The following is a 19,179-nucleotide window of genomic DNA, read 5'->3' on the forward strand; positions in this document are numbered from 1 at the left end:
CAAGGGTTTTCGCGCGTGAAGGACTTCAACCTCTCCGACTGGGCGCTCGGCCACCGTTCGCTGGTCTGGTTCCTGATGCTCGTCTGCCTGGTGGCCGGCGTGATGGCCTATTCCCGGCTCGGCCGCGAGGAGGATCCGCCCTTCGCCATCAAGACCATGGTGGTGCAGGCGAGCTGGCCCGGCGCCACGATCAAGGACACCCTCGATCAGGTCACCGACCGGATCGAGAAGGAACTCCAGCAGATCAACGCGCTCGATTACGTGCGCAGCTACACCACGCCGGGGCAGGCGACGGTCTTCGTGCAGTTCCGCGACACCACGAAGAAGGAGGAGATCCAGCCCGCCTTCTATCAGGTGCGAAAGCGGCTCGGCGACATCCAGCACACCTTTCCGCAAGGGGTGCAGGGCCCGAACTTCAACGACGAGTTCGGCGACGTCTACGGCAACGTCTACGCCTTCACCGCCGACGGCCTGACCCACCGGCAATTGCGCGATTACGTCGAGGGCGTGCGCACCGAGGTGCTCAAGGTGCCCAATATCGGCAAGACCCTGCTGATGGGGGTGCAGGGCGAGACGATCTATCTCGACTTCTCGACCCGCAAACTCGCGGGCTACGGCATCGACCTCCAGGCGCTGATCAAGGCGCTGCAATCGCAGAACGCGGTGGCCGCCTCCGGCGTGGTCCAGGCGGGCCCGGAACGGGTGTCGTTGCGGGTGAGCGGGCAGTTCACGTCCGAAGACTCGCTGCGCAACGTCAACCTGCGCTTCAACGACCGCTTCTTCCGCCTCGCCGACGTCGCCGAGATCTCCCGCGGCTACGAGGATCCGCCGGCCGCCCTGTTCCGCGTCGACGGCCAGCCGGCGATCGGGCTCGCCATCGCCATGCGCCCCAATGCCAACCTCCTGAAGTTCGGCGAGGATCTGAAGGAACGCATGCACGTCATCGAAGGCAAGCTGCCCATCGGCGTCGGCATCCACCTCGTCTCGGACCAGCCCAAGATCGTCGAGGAGGCGGTCGGCGGCTTCACCAAGGCACTGGTCGAGGCCGTCGTCATCGTGCTGGTGGTGAGCTTCGTCAGCCTGGGCCTGCGCGCCGGGCTCGTCGTCGCGGTCTCGATCCCGCTCGTGCTCGCCATCGTCTTCGTGGTCATGCAGATCATGGGCGTGACGCTGCAGCGCATCTCGCTCGGCGCGCTCATCATCGCGCTCGGCCTGCTGGTGGACGACGCGATGATCACCGTCGAGATGATGGTGGCCCGCCTCGAACTCGGCGACAACCTGAAGAAGGCGGCGACCTTCGCCTATACCTCCACCGCCTTCCCGATGCTCACCGGCACCCTGGTGACGGTGGCGGGCTTCCTGCCGATCGGCTTCAACGGCTCGTCGGCGGGCGAGTACACCTACTCGCTGTTCGTGGTGATCGCCGCCTCACTGCTGGTCTCCTGGGTGGTCGCGGTGCTGTTCGCGCCGCTTCTCGGCGTCACCATCCTGCCCAAGACCATGAAGCACCATTCGGAGAAGCAGGGCCTGTTCACCCGCGCCTTCATGGCGACCTTGCGCGTCGCGATGCGGCTGCGCTGGATCACGGTGATCGCCTGCGTGGTCCTGATGGGACTGGCGGTGGTCGGGATGGGCCACGTGCAGCAGCAGTTCTTCCCGTCCTCCGACCGCTCGGAGGTGCTCGTCGACCTGACCCTGCCGCAGAACGCGACCATCGCCGAGACGCGGGTGCAGATGGACCGCTTCGAGGCGAACCTGAAGGACGACCCCGATATCGAGCGCTGGTCCTCCTATGTCGGCCAGGGCGCAGTGCGCTTCTACCTGCCGCTCGACCAGCAACTCGCCAACGCCTTCTTCGGGCAGGTCGTGATCGTCACGAAGTCCCTGGAGGTGCGCGACGCGGTAATCAAGCGCCTGCAGCGGATCGGCCGGCGCGACTTCGTCGGCACCGATGTGCTGGTGCAGCCGCTCAACCTCGGCCCACCGGTCGGGCGTCCGATCCAGTACCGCCTCTCCGGACCGGACGTGCAGGAGGTGCGCCGCCTCGCGCTCACCCTCGCCGACGTGGTTGCCACCGACAGGCGGCTGGCGGTGCCCACCTTCGACTGGAACGAGCCCGGCAAGGTGCTGCGGGTCGAGATCCTTCAGGACAAGGCGCGCCAGCTCGGCGTCACCAGCCAGGACATCGCCGGCATCCTCAACGGCATCGTCGGCGGTCAGGCGATCACGCAGGTGCGCGATTCGATCTACCTCGTGAACGTGGTCGGCCGGGCCCGCACCGTCGAGCGCACCTCGCTCGACACGCTCCAGAGTCTCCAGGTCGCCCTCTCCAACGGCTCGGTCGTGCCGATCCTGGCATTTGCCAAGATCGACTACGACCTCGAGCAGCCGATCGTCTGGCGCCGTGACCGGGTGCCGACGGTGACCGTGCGCGCCACCATCAACGACGCGACCCAGCCGCCGACCGTCGTCGCCGCGCTCCAGCCCGCCATCGACGCCTACATCAAGGCGCTGCCGGAGGGCTACACGCTGGCGACCGGCGGCGCGGTCGAGGAGGCCGGCAAGGGCCAGGGGCCGATCGCCGCCGTGGTGCCGGTGATGCTGCTGGCCATGGCCTTCTTCCTGATGATCCAGCTCCAGAGCTTCCAGAAGCTCTTTCTGGTGTTCTCAGTCGCGCCCCTCGGCCTGATCGGCGTGGTGCCGGCCCTGCTGCTCTTCGACAAGCCGATGGGATTCGTGGCGATCCTCGGCATCCTGGCGCTGATCGGCATCATCGTGCGCAACGCCGTGATTCTGGTGAGCCAGATCGAGGAATGCGAGGCCGAGGGGTTGAGCCCCTGGGACGCCGTCGTGGAAGCCACCCGCCACCGCATGCGGCCGATCCTGCTCACCGCCGCGGCGGCGAGCCTCGGCCTGATCCCGATCGCCCGCGAGGTGTTCTGGGGCCCGATGGCCTATGCGATGATCGGCGGCATCCTGGCGGCGACCGCCCTGACGCTGCTGTTCCTGCCGGCCCTCTATGTCGGCTGGTACCGGATCAAGCCGCCGCCGCGCGGCACCGCGCCGCGCCCGGCCGCCGGCCACTGAGCGGCCGGTTACAGCGCCCGCAGGCGGGTGCGGCGGACGCGCACGGCGCATCCGCCACGCTCGCGATCCGCGTTCGTGAACAGACGACGAAGAGAATCGCCGAATGCCCTATGATGGTTTTCCGACCATCGGAGGAGGCGGATTCGGTGATCCCACCTGACCTATTATGCAGTTCGCGCGGGGATTCGCGTCCAGTACGCGCGTAAATGTACAATCTCTGCTCTGGTTGCATGGCGGGCCTGTGCGACCCTCCGCGACGCCAAATTCTCTTTGCGGATGTCAACCCATCCGCTAGGCACGTGCCGAACGCCGCGGCAAGGCGGCGGCCTCGATGTACCTTCAGGCGAGCCGGCTGCCCGCGATGACCACCGACCACGCCACGGCCAATTCCCACCCGCTCGAGCGCGACGCGCAGGTGGCCATGAGCCACCACGACGTCAGCCCCAACGACATCGCGCTCGGCGTGGTGATCGGGCGGGCCTCGGAATATTTCGACTTCTTCGTGTTCGGCATCGCCTCGGTGCTGGTGTTCCCGAAGGTGTTCTTCCCCTTCGCCGACCCGCTCAAGGGGACGCTCTACTCGTTCGCCATCTTCGCGCTCGCCTTCGTCGCCCGCCCGATCGGGTCGATCTTCTTCATGTGGGTCCACAAGCGGCACGGTCGCGGGGTGAAGCTCACCGCCGCCCTGTTCCTGCTCGGCGGCTCGACCGCGGCGATCAGCTTCCTGCCGAGCTACAACTCGATCGGCGCCGTCGCCATCGAGTTGCTCGCGGCGCTGCGCGTCGCGCAGGGCTTCGCGCTGGGCGGCGCCTGGGACGGCATGGCCTCGCTGCTCGCGCTCAACGCGCCGCGGGAGCGCCGCGGCTGGTATGCGATGATCCCGCAGCTCGGCGCGCCGATCGGCTTCATGGTGGCGAGCGCCCTGTTCGCCTTCTTCGTCGTCAACCTCACCGAGGCCGACTTCACCGATTGGGGCTGGCGCTTCCCGTTCTTCTGCGCCTTCACCATCAACGTGGTGGCCCTGTTCGCCCGCCTGCGCCTCGTCGCGACGCCGGAATTCACCCGGCTGCTCGACAAGGGCCGGCTGGAGCCCGTGAGCGTCGTCGACCTCGCCCGCCACCACGCCCTCGACGTGTGGATCGGCGCCTTCGTGCCGCTGGCGAGCTTTGCCCTGTTCCACCTCGTGACGATCTTCCCGATCGCGTGGCTCGCCCTGTCGAGCGAGCGCTCCGCCGGCGACTTCCTCATGGTGCAGTTCTCCGGCGCCCTGATCTGCGCCGGCGCGGTCGCCGCCTCCGGCCTGATCGCCGACCAGATCGGACGCCGCAACGTGCTGCTCATCAGCGCCGGGCTGATCGCCGTCTTCGCCTGCGGCAGCATCCTGGCGCCGCTGATCTTCGGCGAGAACGCCATCGGTCAGACGATCTACGTCAATATCGGCTTCATGCTGCTCGGCCTGTCCTACGGCCAGACCGCCGGCGCGGTGACGTCCCGGCTCGGGGCGCGCTACCGCTACACCGGCGCGGCGCTCACCTCCGACCTCGCCTGGCTGTTCGGCGCCGGGTTCGCCCCCCTCGTGGTGCTGTACCTCTCGACCGAATACGGCCTCGCCATGGTCGGCGTGTACCTGCTGTCCGGCGCGCTGGCGACGCTGCTCGCCCTCGCGCTCGACCGCTCCGAGATGCGCCAGATGTGATGTTTTCCTTTCGCCGGCGGGCCAAGCCCGCCGACGGAAGCCGAACCGTATCGTTGCCGTGCGGGCCAGAGACCCGCGCGGCCCTTGCGATGGAACGAAGATTCGTGGCCATGACCGCCGACCGTTCATTGAGAGCCCGTGCCGGGGCCGGCTCCGCGCGCCGGATCCTGCGGAGCCTTGTCCTGCTGCCGCTGTTCGGCCTTCTCGCCGGCTGCAACCTCGTGGTGATGCAGCCCTCCGGCGACATCGCCATGCAGCAGCGCAACCTCGTCCTCGCCTCGACGGGCCTGATGCTGCTCATCATCGTTCCGGTGATCGTGCTGACCCTGCTGTTCGCGTGGCGCTACCGCGCCTCGAACACCGCGGCCCGCCACGATCCCGACTGGGACCACTCGACCGGGCTCGAGGTGGTGATCTGGACCGCGCCGCTGATGATCATCATCGCGCTGGGTGCGCTGACCTGGATCAGCACCCACACCCTCGACCCGTTCCGGCCGCTCTCGCGCATCGAGCCCGGCAAGCCGGTCGCGGCGAATGTGAAGCCGCTGGAGGTGCAGGTCGTCGCCCTCGATTGGAAGTGGCTGTTCTTCTACCCCGAATACAACGTCGCCACCGTCAACGAGCTGGCCGCGCCGGTGAACCGGCCGATCCAGTTCAAGATCACCGCTTCCTCGGTGATGAACGCCTTCTACGTCCCCGCGCTCGCCGGCATGATCTACGCCATGCCGGGCATGCAGACGCAGCTCCACGCCGTGATCAACAAGGCCGGCGAGTATGAGGGCCTGTCCTCGCACTACAGCGGCAGCGGCTTCTCGCGCATGACGTTCAAGTTCCACGGGCTTGAGGGCGACGGCTTCGACCAGTGGGTTGCCAAAGTGAAGCAGCAGGGTTCGGACCTGACCCGCGATGCTTATCTTGAACTCGAGCGCCCGAGCGAGCGGGTGCCCGTCACCTACTATTCCTCGTTCGCCGACGGGCTCTTCGACAAGATCGTCGGCATGTGCGCCGTGCCCGGCAAGATGTGCATGCACGAGATGATGGCCATCGACGCCAAGGGCGGCGCCGGCAAGGAGAGCCGCGAGAACGCCGAGCGGCTCCAGTACGACAACCGCCACACGCAGCGCGGCGACGAGCCGCCGGGCGCGACGACGCCCGCCTCGCACCGCGCGCCCAAGAGCGAGTCGCCCGACGCCGACAAGACCCACGAGGGGAGTGGCCAAGGCCACTCCGCTCCCGACCAGACCAACAACTGATCCGTCGCCGCCTCAGGATTCACGGACGAGCCTCATTCCATGTTCGCAAACACGGACCTGCAGCACCTGCTGCTCGGGCGCCTCACCCTGGAGGACATCCCGTTCCACGAGCCGATCCTGCAAGTCACTTTCGCAGGCGTCGCCATCGGCGGGATCGCGGTGCTCGCCGCCATCACCTATTTCCGCTTCTGGGGCCCGCTCTGGCGCGACTGGCTGACCTCGGTCGACCACAAGAAGATCGGCATCATGTACGTGGTGCTCGCGCTCGTGATGCTGCTGCGCGGCTTCGCCGACGCGCTGCTGATGCGCTCGCAGCAGGCGATCGCCTTCGGCGCCAACGAGGGCTACCTGCCGCCGCACCACTACGATCAGATCTTCACCGCCCACGGCGTGATCATGATCTTCTTCGTGGCGATGCCCTTCGTCACCGGCCTGATGAACTACGTCGTGCCGCTGCAGATCGGCGCCCGCGACGTCGCCTTCCCATTCCTGAACAACTTCTCGTTCTGGATGACGGTCTCGGGCGCGGTCACGATCATGATCTCGCTGTTCGTCGGTGAGTTCGCCCGCACCGGCTGGCTCGCCTATCCGCCGCTCTCCGGTGCGGACATGAGTCCGGGGGTCGGCGTCGACTACTACATCTGGGGCCTGCAGATCGCGGGCATCGGCACGACGCTGTCCGGCATCAACCTCGTCGCGACCATCGTAAAGATGCGCGCGCCCGGCATGTCGATGATGAAGCTGCCGATCTTCACCTGGACCTCGCTGTGCACCAACGTGCTCATCGTGGCTGCCTTCCCGATCCTGGGCGCCGTTCTCGTGCTGCTGACGCTCGACCGCTACGTCGGCACGCACTTCTTCACGAACGACCTCGGCGGCAATCCGATGATGTACTTCAACCTCATCTGGATCTGGGGCCACCCGGAGGTCTACATCCTCATCCTGCCGGCCTTCGGCGTCTTCTCCGAGGTGACCTCCGCCTTCTGCGGCAAGCGCCTGTTCGGCTACACCTCGATGGTCTACGCGACCGTCGTCATCACGATCCTGTCCTACCTCGTGTGGCTGCACCACTTCTTCACGATGGGCTCGGGCGCCAGCGTGAACTCGTTCTTCGGCATCACGACGATGATCATCTCGATCCCGACGGGTGCGAAGATCTTCAACTGGCTGTTCACGATGTATCGCGGCCGCATCCGGTTCGACGTGCCGATGCTGTGGACCGTGAGCTTCATGGTCACCTTCGTCATCGGCGGCATGACCGGCGTGCTGCTCGCCGTGCCCCCGGCCGACTTCGTGCTGCACAACTCGCTGTTCCTGATCGCGCACTTCCACAACGTGATCATCGGCGGCGTGCTGTTCGGCATGTTCGCCGGCGTGAACTACTGGTTCCCGAAGGCCTTCGGCTTCCGCCTCGACGAGTTCTGGGGCAAGGTCAGCTTCTGGTTCTGGACCATCGGGTTCTACGTCGCCTTCATGCCGCTCTACGTGCTCGGCCTGATGGGCGTCACCCGCCGCGCCCAGCACTTCGACGATCCCTCGCTCCAGCCCTGGTTCGTCGTCGCCGCCATCGGCGCCGGCCTGATCGCGCTGGGCATCGGGGCGATGATCGTCCAGTTCGCGGTCTCGATCAAAAACCGCGAGAAGCTGCGCGACGTCACCGGCGATCCGTGGCAGGGCCGGACGCTGGAATGGGCCACCTCCTCGCCGCCGCCGGACTACAACTTCGCCTTCACGCCCGTGGTGCACGGCCTCGACGCGTGGTGGGAGATGAAGGCCCGCGGCTTCCAGCGCCCCATCTCGGGCTACAAGCCGATCCACATGCCCAAGAACACCGCCACCGGCGTGATCCTGGGCGCCATCAGCATCGCCTTCTCCTTCGCGATGATCTGGTACATCTGGTGGCTTGCCGCCCTGGCCTTCGTGGCGACCCTCGTCGTCGCGATCGGCCACACCTTCAACTACAACCGCGACTTCTACATCCCCGCTGACACGGTCGCCCGGACCGAGCAGCGGCGGACCGAGGCGCTGGCGGCGCGGGTCTGAGCAGCATCATGGCAACCCACGCGACCCACACCCTCGTCGGCGAACGGATGTCCGACGCCGACGCGCCGAACTTCCTCGATCTCGAGGGCGAGCATCACCCGGAAGGGAGCACGATGCTCGGCTTCTGGATCTACCTGATGAGCGACTGCCTCATCTTCGCGGTCCTGTTCGCCACCTACGCCGTGCTCGGCCGCAGCTACGCGGCCGGGCCCTCGCCCAAGGACCTGTTCGACCTGCCGATCGTGGCGGTGAACACGTCGATGCTGCTGTTCTCCTCCATCACCTACGGCTTCGCCATGCTGGCGATGGAGAAGGACGACCTGTCCAAGACCCAGCTGTGGCTCGCGGTCACCGGCCTGTTCGGCGCGGCCTTCGTCGGCCTCGAATTGTGGGAGTTCTCCCACCTGATCCACGAGGGCGCCACGCCGCAGCGCAGCGGCTTCCTGTCGGCGTTCTTCACCCTGGTCGGAACCCACGGCCTGCACGTCACCTTCGGCCTGATCTGGCTCGTCACGCTGATGGTCCAGACCCGGTGGAAGGGCCTGATCCCGGAGAACAAGCGCCGGCTGATGTGCCTGTCGATGTTCTGGCACTTCCTCGACGTCATCTGGATCGGCGTCTTCACCTTCGTGTACCTGATGGGAGTCCTGCAATGAGCGGGGCAGCGCACGCCGACGATCACGCCCACGGCCATGGCGGCCACGGGCAGGATGCTCACGGGCACGGCTCGTTCAAGGATTACGTGACGGGCTTCGTGCTCTCCGTCATCCTGACGGCGATCCCGTTCTGGCTGGTGATGGGCAACGTCATCGAGGACAAGGTCGTCACCGGCGTCGTCATCCTGGCGCTGGCCGTGGTGCAGATCGTGGTCCACATGATCTACTTCCTGCACATGAACACGAAGTCGGAGGGCGGCTGGACCTTCCTGGCGCTGATCTTCACGATCACCCTCGTGGTCATCACCCTGTGCGGGTCGATCTGGGTCATGCACCATCTCAACACCAACATGATGCCGATCTCGGCCGAGGAGATGCGTCACGCCCCCTGACGCGTCCCCGGACCGTGCATCCCCGAACCCCGCCGGCCCCGCGACGGGCCGGCGGCGCCCGTTGCTCGCCCGGATCGTGCTGGTCCTGGCGGGCCTCGCCCTGACCGGCGTGTTCCTCGGCCTCGGCACGTGGCAGGTCGAGCGCCGGGTCTGGAAGCTCGCCCTGATCGACCGGGTCGAGGCGCGCATCCACGCCGAGCCGGTCCCCGCGCCGGGGCCGGAAGAATGGGCCGGCCTCACCGCGGCTTCCGCCGAGTACCGCCGGGTCCGGCTGACCGGCCGCTTCGCCCACGACCGCGCCACGCTGGTCCAGGCCCTGAGCGAGCGCGGCGCCGGCTTCTGGGTGCTGGTGCCGCTCGTCACCGATCGCGGCTTCACCGTCCTCGTCAATCGCGGCTTCGTGCCCACGGAGGCGCGCGAGCGCTCCGCCCGCGCCGCCGGCGAGCCGGAGGGAGAGGTCACGCTCACCGGCCTGCTGCGCCTGTCCGAGCCCGGCGGCGGCTTCCTGCGCCGCAACGATCCGGCAGCCGACCGCTGGTACTCCCGCGACGTCGCCGCCATCGCCACGGCCCGCGGCATCGACGGCCCGACCGCGGTCGCCCCCTACTTCGTCGATGCCGACGGCGCCCCCAATCCCGGCGGCCTGCCGATGGGCGGGCTCACGGTGGTGGCGTTCCACAACAACCACCTCGTCTATGCGCTGACATGGTACGCGCTGGCTCTGATGACCGCCGGTGCCCTGATCTTCGTCCTCAGGCAGCCGTCCGCGGCGCGGTGAGCGCCGGCACGTCCGCGCTCAGGAAGATGTTTTTAATCCGCCGGCGTGAAATCCTTTTCGAAAACATTGCTTAGGTTATTATTCCGGCTGGGATCCGGCTGTAGACCGAATAGCGTCGCGAATCGCGCCTTCCATCCCGGAATGAGCGGAGCTGCTATGGAAGTCGCCCTCGGCAGAGCTGGGCCCGACGGCCTCGTCCGTCCCGACAGGGAGGAAGCCTCCCGCCGTGTCCCGCAGCCCCTCGCAACTCTCGTCGCGGCCATGGAGCGCACCCTCGCCACGCTGGCGGGGGAGGAGGGCGGGCGCAACGAACTGCATGCCCTGCGCAACATCCTCTCCGATCTCTGCGTGCTGACCGAGGAGACGCCGCCGATCCGGCGTGCCGTGGATCGCCTCGTCGCCGCCGGGGATCGCCTCGGCGAGTCGGTGGTCGCGCCGCGGGGTTACGAGCGCCGCTGGCGCGGTCCCCGGCTGGGCAAGGCACGCCAGGCGCTCGCCGCCCTCGAACGGGCGCTGGCCGGGGCGCGGCCGAGCCGGATCGCGGTGCGGCTCGACCGCGACTGGTGAGGAGCGGACCGCGCGTCCGGCCACTGCGCTGAGGGTGGGAGCGGCGGCCGGGAGCAGCGCGTACGGTCGCCCGAGAGTCGTCCGGGGGCAAAAACGGCCGAGCTTGGCGGGAACAGTTACGCCGGCCAACGGTTTGGGGACGCGGGCGACCAGCGCGCCGACCCCTTCGAGCCCCTGAATGGACAAGACCAGCCGCCCGGCCCACACGAGGCCGGTCCAGACATGGGCCGCCATGGCCGGCGCCGCCGCCCTGGCGGTCGCGGCGTGGTATCTCCTGCCGGTCGAGGAGGGGCTGCGGGCCTTCTCCGACTGGGCGAACGGCCTCGGCCCGTGGGGCCTCCTCGCCTTCGGCGTGCTGTTCTTCCTCGCCACCCTCCTCGTCGTGCCGGGCACGCCGCTCACCATCGCCGGAGCCGTGGCCTTCGGCTGGGCGGTGATGCCGGTGGTGCTGGTCTCCGCGACCCTGGGGTCCTGGCTCGCCTTCGTGGCGGCCCGCACGCTGCTGCGTGACCGGGTGCGCCGGCTGATCGAGCGCCGGCCCGCGCTCAACGCCACCGTCGAGGCGGTGGGCGACGGCGGCTGGCGGCTCATGACCCTGATGCGGCTCAGCCCCTTCGTGCCGTTCAACGCCCAGAACTACGTCCTCGGGGTGACGGATGTCCGCACCCCCGCCTATCTGGTCTCCACGGTGATCGGCATGCTGCCGGGGACGGTGGTCTGCGTCTATCTCGGCGTGATCGGCCGCCATGCCGGCAGCGACGAGCCGACCCACTGGATCACCCTGGGTCTCGGGCTGCTCGCCACCCTCGCGGCGGTGGAACTCACCCGGCGGCGGGTGCGGGCGAAGCTCGAGGGCGGAAGGGCCGGGGCCCGATGAGCGGCTCCGGTTCGGCACCGATCCGGCGGGGCCGGGCGACGCCCGCGCGAATGCTTAATCGGATGCCGGGGCGAGGGAACCCGCCGCCGTCAGGGCGCGATCGGTCGGAATGCGGATGAGGATGGATCTCGGAGTGGGTGAAGGATCGGCCGAGAGCTGGCTGCGGCCCGGGCTCACCTGCTGGCGCCGGGAGCGGGCGCGGCGGGCGGCGGTGCTGCACGACGGCGCCGCCTATTTCGCCGCTGCCCATGCCGCGCTCCTGCGGGCCCGGAAGAGCGTCACCCTGATCGGCTGGAGCTTCGACCCCCGCGCGCGTCTGCTGCCGGGGACGTCGCCCGATGCCGGGGAGACCCTGGCGGAACTGCTGCGGCGCCTGAAGGCCGAGCGGCCGAACCTCGCCATCCGCATCCTGATCTGGGACATGCCCTGGCCGATCTCGGCGGGCAACGACCACACGCCCGACAGCGTGCGCGCGAGCCTCGGGCCCGACATCGACTTCCGCATCGACGGGACGCTGCCCTTCGGCGCCTGCCAGCACCAGAAGATCCTGGTGATCGACGACGCGATCGCGTTCAGCGGCGGCAGCGACTTCGAAGTGAACCGCTGGGACACGCCGGCCCATCGCGACCGCGATCCCCGCCGCCGCCTGCCCTCCGGCGAGGACTACCCGCCCCGGCACGACGTGATGATGCTGGTCGACGGCTCCGCCGCGGGGGCGCTCGCGGAACTGGCCCGCGAGCGCTGGCGCCGCGCCACCGGCGAAACCTTTCCGCCCGCCGCGGCCGGCTCCGATCAGGATTCCGATCAGGATTCTGATCAGGATCCTTGGCCCCCCGCCCTCGCGCCCCATCTCACCGACGTGACGGTGGGCCTCGCCCGCACCGATCCGCCGCTCGCCGGGCGCCCGGCCGTCACGGAGAGCGCCGCGCTCTACCGCGCCTCGATCCGGGCGGCGGAGCGCTTCATCTATCTGGAGAACCAGTACCTGACCTCGCCGGTGGTGGCGGAGGCGCTCGCCGCCCGCCTCGCCGAGCCGGAGGGGCCGGAGATCGTCATCGTGCTGTCCGAGCGCAGCCCGAGCGGCTTCGACCGCCTGACCATGGACAGCGCCCGCCGCGGCCTGATCCGCCACTTGCGCCGCGCCGACCGGTTCGACCGCCTGCGGATCGTGGCGCCGCATACGGAGAAGCGCCGGCCGATCCTGGTCCACGCCAAGGTCGCGATCATCGACGAGCGCCTGATGCGGATCGGCTCGACCAACCTCAACAACCGCTCCTTCGGCTACGACACCGAGTGCGACCTCGCCGTCGAGGTGCCCGCGGGCGACACGGAGGCCCGTGCCGCCCTGCGCCGGCTGCTGATCCGGCTGCTCGCCCATCACGGCGGCTGCCCACCGGACGTGTTCGCTCAGGCCTTCGAGGCGCGCGGCTCCCTGCGGGCGGTGCTCGACGATCCCCGGCTGATGCCGGGCTCGCGGATCTGCCCGCTCATCCCCTCCCGCCGCGGCCCCGTGGCCCGCCTCGTTGAGGCGTTCCATCTCGGCGATCCGGCCAGCCCCGCCGATGCGTGGCGGCCCTGGCGCCGACGCAAGGCGATGCGCCGGGTCGCCGACGCCGCAGTCTCGGAAGCCGGCGCGTCGCCGCAAGGGGCAACCCTGGAGGTGTCATAAGTGCCCCTTCGAGCGTCCTCTTCCGGCAAACTCGTCGGTCCTCATGCTGAGGTGCCGCGCGAAAGCTCGGCCTCGAAGCCCGCCTGAACGGTCGATCCGAGGCACAGGTCTGCTTGGGGAAGCGCCGTGGCGTGCTTCGAGGCGGCTGGCGCAGCACCTCAGCATGAGGAGCGTTGTGGACGCCAGAATGCGCCGAGGGGGAGGGCCCAAGAAAGCGGACCAGAGCGGACCAGAGCGGCCCCACGAAGTCGGGCGATCGGTCCGCTAGCGGCGCCGTCGACCGAAGCTACCGGTCGAACACGGCCTGCAGCGCCGCCCGGTCCTTGCTCGCAGGCAGTGCTAGGAGGGTGAGGATGCGTGCCTTGTCCGGCGTGAGGTCGCCCGCGAACACCGCGCCAGCCTTGCGCAGGGTGTTGCCGCCGCCCTTGAAGCCGTAGACCGGGAGCGCACGGCCGTCATGGACCTTGGTCGCCACGATCACCGGCACGCCCTTGGCGATGACCTCGGCGATGGCATCGTGCATCTCGGCGTTGACGTTGCCCCAGCCATAGGCCTCGACGACGATCGCCTCGGCCCCGCTCTCGGCGGCGTGACGCACCTGGGAGCCGTCGGCGCCGGCATACATCGCCACGAGATCGACCCGCGGCAGGCGCTCGGGCAGCGGCAGGGTCTGGCGTCGCAGGGAGCGGCGGCCGAACACCACCCGGTCCTCGTCCACGTAGCCGAGGATGCCGGCCTCGCCCGAATTGAAGGTCTCGACGTTGCTGGTGTGGGTCTTGCGCACCTCCCGCGCCGCATTGATGCGGTGGTTGAGCGTCACCGTCACGCCCTGGCCCGCCGCGCCCTCCGCCAGGATCTGGCGCGCGGCGTTGAGGAGGTTGCGAGGGCCGTCGGCGTCGGCGTCCGAGGCGTTGCGCTGGGCGCCCACCAGCACCACCGGCTTGTCGCTCTTCAGGGTCAGATCGAGGAAATAGGCGGTCTGATCGAGAGTGTCGGTCCCGTGCAGGACGATCGCCCCGCGGATGCCCGGATCGGCGAGCAGCGCGTCGAGCCGGGCGGTCAGCGCCGGCCAGCGGTCCGGGCCCATATAGTCGCTCGGCACGTTGCTGAATTCGGTGACCTCGATGGTGGCGATGTCCTTGAGCTTCGGCACCGCCGCGACGAGATCCTCGCCGGACAGGGCCGGGACCGGCGCGTGGGTGTTGGGGTCGAGCTTCATCGCGATGGTGCCGCCGGTGGCGACCACGGCGATGCGCGGCGGCTCGGCCAGGGCCGGCGCGGATCGCGTCGCAGCTGTCAGCGCGATCAGGCCGGCGAGACCGAGAGCGGTCCGGTATCCAAGCGTCTTCGTCATCGCGCGGCGCATCCTCTCACCTGACACGGCCGGTCGTCCGTGCCGGCCCGGAGCAACCCTGCGCGCACCCACGCCGAGCCTCAAGCGGAGTCTCGGGCCGGCCCGATCCGGATCTCCGCCAGGACCGGCAAGTGGTCCGAGGCCAGCCGCGCGAGCGGGGTGTCCACGACCGTGATCCGATCGACCCTCACGCCCTCGCTCACGAAGACATGGTCGATGCGCAGCAGGGGCAAGCGGCTCGGGAAGCTCGCTGTGCCGCGCCGCCATCGGCGCTCGCCGGTGAGTCGGCGCGCATCGGTGAGGCGCCGGCCCAGCCGGCGGTAGGCCCGCGACCAACCGGTGGCGTTGAAGTCGCCGAGCAGCACCACCGGCTCGCGGCAGGCCGGGTCGCCGAGCCAGTCCGGCCCGAGCAGCGCCTCGGCTTGAGCGATCCGCTCCGCCCCGAGCAGCCCGAAATGGGTGGTGAGCACCTGAAGCCGCGCCGTGCCGACCGTGATCTCGGCCCAGAGCGCCCCCCGCGGCTCCAGGCCGGGGCGCCGGACGAGGCCGGGCAGGGCGTCCGCCCGGCGCAGCCGCGACGGCAGGTGGGTCAGCAGGGCATCGCCGTAGCGCTCCTCCTCGACATGGAGCGCCGGATGGAAGTGCGAGGACATGCCGACCAGCCGGGCGATCGCCTCGGCCTGATCCAGGCCGCCGGTGCGCGCGCGCCCGACATCCACCTCCTGGAGGGCGACGATGTCGGGCTCCAGCGCGGCGATCACCCGCGCGACCCGCTCCGGCGCGACCCGTCCGTCGGTGCCGCGGCAATGGCGGACGTTGTAGGTGAGGAGGCGCAAGGGCCGCGAGCCCGCCGGCTCCGGCGCACCCGCCGCGATGCCCGGCCGCTCGGCGACCTGCCCCCCGATGTCTTCCTCGACTGGCCCCTCGTGCACGTCCTCTCCCCCGGCCGGTGTGCGGCGCGTCCGTCGGCGAAGAGACGGAGAGGCGCGCGCCAACCGAACGCCGGGCCGGGCCAACCGATCCCTGACCGGGCCGGGCGCGATGCGGCCCGATCCCGCCCTGCGCCGTTTTCCTCTCGCGGCGGAACCGCACCGGGGATGACCTCTTTCGAAGAGGCGAGGCGATTGACGCCCCGCCGAGAGTGGGACCGGATGGACGACGATGCGGACGAGAGGGGCAGGGCCGTCATGAGGACCGAGGACGCCAGCGCCCGCTACGTCGATCTCGACGCCTGGGGCGGACTCGATATCCTCCAGGCGCTCTGGGAGGGCCAGCTCGCGGCGGTCGCGGCGGTGGGGCCGGCCCTGCCCGCGCTCGAGGCGGCGGCACGCGCCGCCGAGCCCGGCCTGCGCGAGGGCGGACGGCTGGTCTATGTCGGGGCCGGCACCTCGGCCCGGATCGGCGTCCAGGACGGGGCGGAGCTGCCGCCGACCTTCGACTGGCCGGAGGCGCAGCTGGGCTTCGCCATCGCCGGGGGGGAGGGGGCGCTCCTGCGCGCCGTGGAGGATGCGGAGGATTCCGGTGCCGACGGCGCCGCCTGGATCGCCCGAGCCGAGGTCGGCCCCCGCGACGTGGTGGTGGGGCTGGCTGCCAGCGGCATCACGCCCTTCACCGTCGAGGCGCTCAAGGCCGCCCGCACCCGCGGCGCCGTCACCATCGGCATCAGCAACAACCCCGAAGCCCCGATCCTGCGCGAGGCCGCCCATGGCATCCTCGCCGCGACGGGGGCCGAGGTGCTGGCCGGTTCCACCCGGATGAAGGCGGGCACCGCGCAGAAGGTGATCCTCAACCTGTTCTCGACGCTGGTGATGATCCGGCTCGGCCGGGTCTATCGCGGGCGCATGGTGGCGATGCGCGCGACCAACCGGAAGCTGCGCGCCCGCGGCGTCGCCATGGTCTCCGAACTCGCCGGCTGCCCGGCGGACACCGCCGCCGACGCCCTGGCGCGGGCCGAGGGCGACATCAAGCGCGCGGTGCTGCTCGCGGGGGGCATGAGCCAGGCACGGGCCGACGACCTGCTCCTGCGCCACGACGGCAGTCTGCGCCGGGCACTTCGCGAGGTGGGGCGATCATGAGCGCGACGACCTTGGACGCGACGATCTTGGGCGCAACGACCTTCATGGCGCGGGAAATCGCCGAGATTCCCGCCGCCGCCGACGCGGTGCTGGCAGCGGGCGAAGCCGCCCGGATCGGCAAGGCGCTCGGCGCCAGGGATTTCCCGTTCGTGGTCGTGTGCGGGCGCGGAAGCTCGGGCCATGCCGGGGTGCATCTGCGCTACCTCATCGAGACGCGGCTCGGCCTGCCGGTCTCGGCCGCCGCGCCCTCGGTGGTGACGGGCTATGCCCGGCCGCCCCAGGTCGCGGGCGCGCTCTTCGTCGTGGTCTCGCAATCGGGCCGCTCGCCCGACCTCGTGGCGGCGACGGAGGCCGCGCGGGCCGGCGGGGCGCTGACGCTCGCCCTCGTCAACGATCCCGATTCGCCGGCCGCGCGGGCGAGCGACCTCGTCCTGCCGATCCTCGCCGGGCCGGAGCGGGCGGTCGCCGCCACCAAGACCGTGACGAACTCGGCCATCGCGGGGGCCGCCCTGGTGGCGGCCTGGGCCGGCGACGGGGATCTGGAGCGGGGCCTTGCCGCCCTGCCGGAACGGCTCTACCGCGCCCTTTCCCTGGACTGGTCGGCGTGGAGCGCCGACCTCGACGGCGCCCCGGCGGCCTTCATCACCGGGCGCGGTCACGGGCTCGGGCCGCTGCGGGAGATCGCCCTCAAGCTCGCCGAGACCCTGCGCCTGCCGGCACTCGGCTACTCGGCGGCGGAGCTGCGCCACGGTCCCCGCGCCTCCCTCTCCGCCGCGACGCCGGTCCTGGCCCTGCGCCAGGCCGATCCGCTCGCTGAAGGCGTAGACGAACTCGTGCGCGACCTGACCCGCGACGGCCTGCGGGTCCATGCCTGCGGCGGTCCCCTCGGCACCCTGCCCTGGCTCGGCGACGGCCACCCGGCCTGCGATCCCATCGCCATGCTGGTGCCGGCCTACCGCGCCATCGAGGCGGAGGCCCGCCGCCGCGGCCTCGACCCTGACAAGCCGGCCGGCCTCACCAAGGTCACGGAGACGCTGTGATGACGCGTTCGGGTCTTGAGAAGGCGAGCCTTTTCGCCGGTCCGGGGCAGGGCCCTGAATGGATGCCGGGGCGCGGCCCCGGCACCCCGCCAAAGGGATGATCCCTTGGGATCTCAAGATCATTACGCGCTGGCAGCAGGGCGGGTCTTCGACGGTGAACGCTTCCTGCGCGACCGCACCGTGGTGGTGCGCGAGGGGCGGATCGCCGATCTCGCCGCCGAACCGCCCGCGGGCTTGCCCGTGACGCGCCTGGCCGAAGGCACGATCCTGGCGCCGGGCTTCATCGACCTGCAGGTCAATGGCGGCGGCGGGGTGCTCCTCAACGACAATTCCAGCGTGACCGGCATCGCCCGGATCGCGGCAGCGCACCGGCGCGGCGGCACCACCGCGCTCCTGCCGACCCTCATCACCGACACCCGCCCCGCCATCCGCGCGGCGATCGCGGGCGTCGCGGCCGCCATCACGGCGGGCGTACCGGGCATCCTCGGCATCCATCTGGAAGGGCCGTTCCTGAGCCCGCAGCGCATCGGCATCCACGATCCCGCGCGGCTGGCGGAGTTCGGCCCCGGCGATGCGGCGCTGCTGACCGGATTGGGCGCGCGCGGCCTCACCCTGGTGACGTTGGCGCCCGAGCGGGTGCCGCCCGGCGCGGTGGCCGATCTCGTCGCCCGCGGCGCCCGCGTCTGCGCCGGGCACACGGCGGATACCGGCGCCGCGATCCGGGCGGCGCTCGGGGAGGGGCTGACCGGCTTCACCCACCTGTTCAACGCCATGTCGCAGCTCGGACCCCGCGAGGCCGGCGCCGTCGGCATCGCCCTCGCCGAGGCGGCCACCTTCGCCGGAATCATCGCCGACGGTCACCATGTCGGCGACGACCAGCTCCGGCTCGCCCTGCGCCTCAAGGGAAGCGGCCGGCTGATGCTCGTCACCGACGCCATGCCCCCCGTCGGCGACGGGCGGGCGGACGCGTCCTTCACCCTGTTCGGCCGCCGCATCACCTGCGTCGGCGACCGCCTCACCGGCCCGGACGGCACGCTGGCCGGCGCCGCGATCACCATGGCCCAGGCCGTGCGCCACATGAGCAGCCGTGGGGGCGCCTCACTCGAAGAAGCCCTGGCCATGGCCGCGCTGACGCCGGCCCGGTTCCTCGGGCTCGACGCGCGGCTCGGCCGGATAGCCCCCGGCTACGCCGCGGATCTCGTCGCCCTCTCCGACGACCTCATAGTGCTCGGCACTTGGATCGGCGGCAAGAGCAGCGAGGAGAGCGGCGAGGAGAGCGGCGGGGAACAAGCCCCCTGAACCGCGGTTCGCTCCCTCACAAAGCCCCAGCGGGCTGTGATGTCTCGAAGGATTCGAACCATGAAGCTTCCGCTTCGAAGCGGCCTCGTCGCCCTTGCCGCGACGCTCTTCCTGGCCGTGGCCGGCCCGGCCGGCGCGCAGGATGCCAGCAGCAATGCGGGCAGCGGCCTCTCGCCGTCATCGAGCGCCACCGGCAATGACCGCTCCGCCGGGGTCAACAACGGCAACTATCGGCGGCCCGGCGGCTACGGCACGCGGCGTGCTCACCGCCCGGTCAAGAAGCGGCGGATGATGCGCGGCGCCCCGCGCTTCTGAGCGCGATTCGCGCTCGGTCATCCGGATCCGCTCGCCGGTTCGCCGATGTCGCAGGGTCGAACCCTGCCCGCCTCGGAA

16 protein-coding genes are annotated in these 19,179 nt (G+C 70.2%); 14 read left to right on the plus strand and 2 right to left on the minus strand.

Going from position 1 to position 19,179, the window contains the following annotated elements; genetic code table 11:
• Nucleotides 1-15: 15 nt before the first annotated feature.
• The 10 genes from HNR51_RS11415 (at nucleotide 16) to HNR51_RS11460 (ending at nucleotide 13,018) form a co-directional block, all read left to right on the plus strand.
• Nucleotides 16-3,087, plus strand: a complete 3,072-nt coding sequence (locus HNR51_RS11415; protein ID WP_182555027.1) for an efflux RND transporter permease subunit — start codon at nucleotides 16-18, stop codon at nucleotides 3,085-3,087.
• Nucleotides 3,088-3,448: 361 nt separating this feature from the next.
• Nucleotides 3,449-4,783 (plus strand): MFS transporter, encoded by a 1,335-nt coding sequence (locus HNR51_RS11420; protein ID WP_041372174.1) that lies wholly within the window; start codon nucleotides 3,449-3,451, stop codon nucleotides 4,781-4,783.
• A gap of 110 nt (nucleotides 4,784-4,893) precedes the next feature.
• Nucleotides 4,894-6,036 carry a ubiquinol oxidase subunit II gene (gene cyoA, locus HNR51_RS11425; protein WP_041371743.1) on the plus strand — a complete coding sequence of 381 codons (1,143 nt, stop codon included), beginning with the start codon at nucleotides 4,894-4,896 and terminating at the stop codon, nucleotides 6,034-6,036.
• A 39-nt stretch (nucleotides 6,037-6,075) separates the two neighbouring features.
• Nucleotides 6,076-8,079 carry a cytochrome o ubiquinol oxidase subunit I gene (gene cyoB, locus HNR51_RS11430; protein WP_182555028.1) on the plus strand — a complete coding sequence of 668 codons (2,004 nt, stop codon included), beginning with the start codon at nucleotides 6,076-6,078 and terminating at the stop codon, nucleotides 8,077-8,079.
• Nucleotides 8,080-8,126: 47 nt separating this feature from the next.
• Nucleotides 8,127-8,735, plus strand: a complete 609-nt coding sequence (gene cyoC / locus HNR51_RS11435; RefSeq protein ID WP_041372173.1) for a cytochrome o ubiquinol oxidase subunit III — start codon at nucleotides 8,127-8,129, stop codon at nucleotides 8,733-8,735.
• A complete protein-coding gene (gene cyoD / locus HNR51_RS11440; protein ID WP_182555029.1) occupies nucleotides 8,732-9,127 on the plus strand; it encodes a cytochrome o ubiquinol oxidase subunit IV in 396 nt (131 codons plus the stop codon). Before cyoC ends, cyoD begins: the two co-directional genes overlap by 4 nt.
• Nucleotides 9,128-9,188: 61 nt before the next feature.
• Nucleotides 9,189-9,905, plus strand: coding sequence for an SURF1 family protein (locus tag HNR51_RS11445; RefSeq protein ID WP_182555030.1), 717 nt, complete (start codon nucleotides 9,189-9,191; stop codon nucleotides 9,903-9,905).
• Between the two features lie 156 nt (nucleotides 9,906-10,061).
• The gene (locus tag HNR51_RS11450) at nucleotides 10,062-10,472 is read left to right on the plus strand and encodes a hypothetical protein (RefSeq protein ID WP_182555031.1); all 411 of its coding nucleotides are present in this window, start codon (nucleotides 10,062-10,064) and stop codon (nucleotides 10,470-10,472) included.
• 178 nt (nucleotides 10,473-10,650) lie between these two features.
• A complete protein-coding gene (locus HNR51_RS11455; protein WP_182555032.1) occupies nucleotides 10,651-11,349 on the plus strand; it encodes a TVP38/TMEM64 family protein in 699 nt (232 codons plus the stop codon).
• A 115-nt stretch (nucleotides 11,350-11,464) separates the two neighbouring features.
• The gene (locus HNR51_RS11460; RefSeq protein ID WP_182555033.1) at nucleotides 11,465-13,018 is read left to right on the plus strand and encodes a phospholipase D-like domain-containing protein; all 1,554 of its coding nucleotides are present in this window, start codon (nucleotides 11,465-11,467) and stop codon (nucleotides 13,016-13,018) included.
• Between the two features lie 286 nt (nucleotides 13,019-13,304).
• Here the strand turns inward: HNR51_RS11460 and HNR51_RS11465 are convergent, their stop codons facing one another.
• Nucleotides 13,305-14,372 (minus strand): asparaginase, encoded by a 1,068-nt coding sequence (locus HNR51_RS11465; RefSeq protein WP_182555034.1) that lies wholly within the window; start codon nucleotides 14,370-14,372, stop codon nucleotides 13,305-13,307.
• 80 nt (nucleotides 14,373-14,452) lie between these two features.
• A complete protein-coding gene (locus HNR51_RS11470; protein ID WP_182555349.1) occupies nucleotides 14,453-15,247 on the minus strand; it encodes an endonuclease/exonuclease/phosphatase family protein in 795 nt (264 codons plus the stop codon).
• Nucleotides 15,248-15,559: 312 nt separating this feature from the next.
• Between HNR51_RS11470 and HNR51_RS11475 the strand changes: the two genes are divergently transcribed.
• The 4 genes from HNR51_RS11475 (at nucleotide 15,560) to HNR51_RS11490 (ending at nucleotide 19,101) form a co-directional block, all read left to right on the plus strand.
• The gene (locus HNR51_RS11475) at nucleotides 15,560-16,447 is read left to right on the plus strand and encodes an N-acetylmuramic acid 6-phosphate etherase (RefSeq protein ID WP_182555035.1); all 888 of its coding nucleotides are present in this window, start codon (nucleotides 15,560-15,562) and stop codon (nucleotides 16,445-16,447) included.
• A gap of 26 nt (nucleotides 16,448-16,473) precedes the next feature.
• Nucleotides 16,474-17,487 carry an SIS domain-containing protein gene (locus tag HNR51_RS11480; RefSeq protein ID WP_182555350.1) on the plus strand — a complete coding sequence of 338 codons (1,014 nt, stop codon included), beginning with the start codon at nucleotides 16,474-16,476 and terminating at the stop codon, nucleotides 17,485-17,487.
• A gap of 105 nt (nucleotides 17,488-17,592) precedes the next feature.
• On the plus strand, nucleotides 17,593-18,786 hold the full coding sequence (nagA, locus tag HNR51_RS11485) for an N-acetylglucosamine-6-phosphate deacetylase (protein ID WP_182555036.1): 1,194 nt from the start codon (nucleotides 17,593-17,595) through the stop codon (nucleotides 18,784-18,786).
• A 60-nt stretch (nucleotides 18,787-18,846) separates the two neighbouring features.
• The gene (locus tag HNR51_RS11490) at nucleotides 18,847-19,101 is read left to right on the plus strand and encodes a hypothetical protein (RefSeq protein WP_141953806.1); all 255 of its coding nucleotides are present in this window, start codon (nucleotides 18,847-18,849) and stop codon (nucleotides 19,099-19,101) included.
• Nucleotides 19,102-19,179: the final 78 nt, after the last annotated feature.

This window comes from Methylorubrum thiocyanatum, from assembly GCA_014138645.1.
Classification (GTDB): domain Bacteria; phylum Pseudomonadota; class Alphaproteobacteria; order Rhizobiales; family Beijerinckiaceae; genus Methylobacterium; species Methylobacterium thiocyanatum.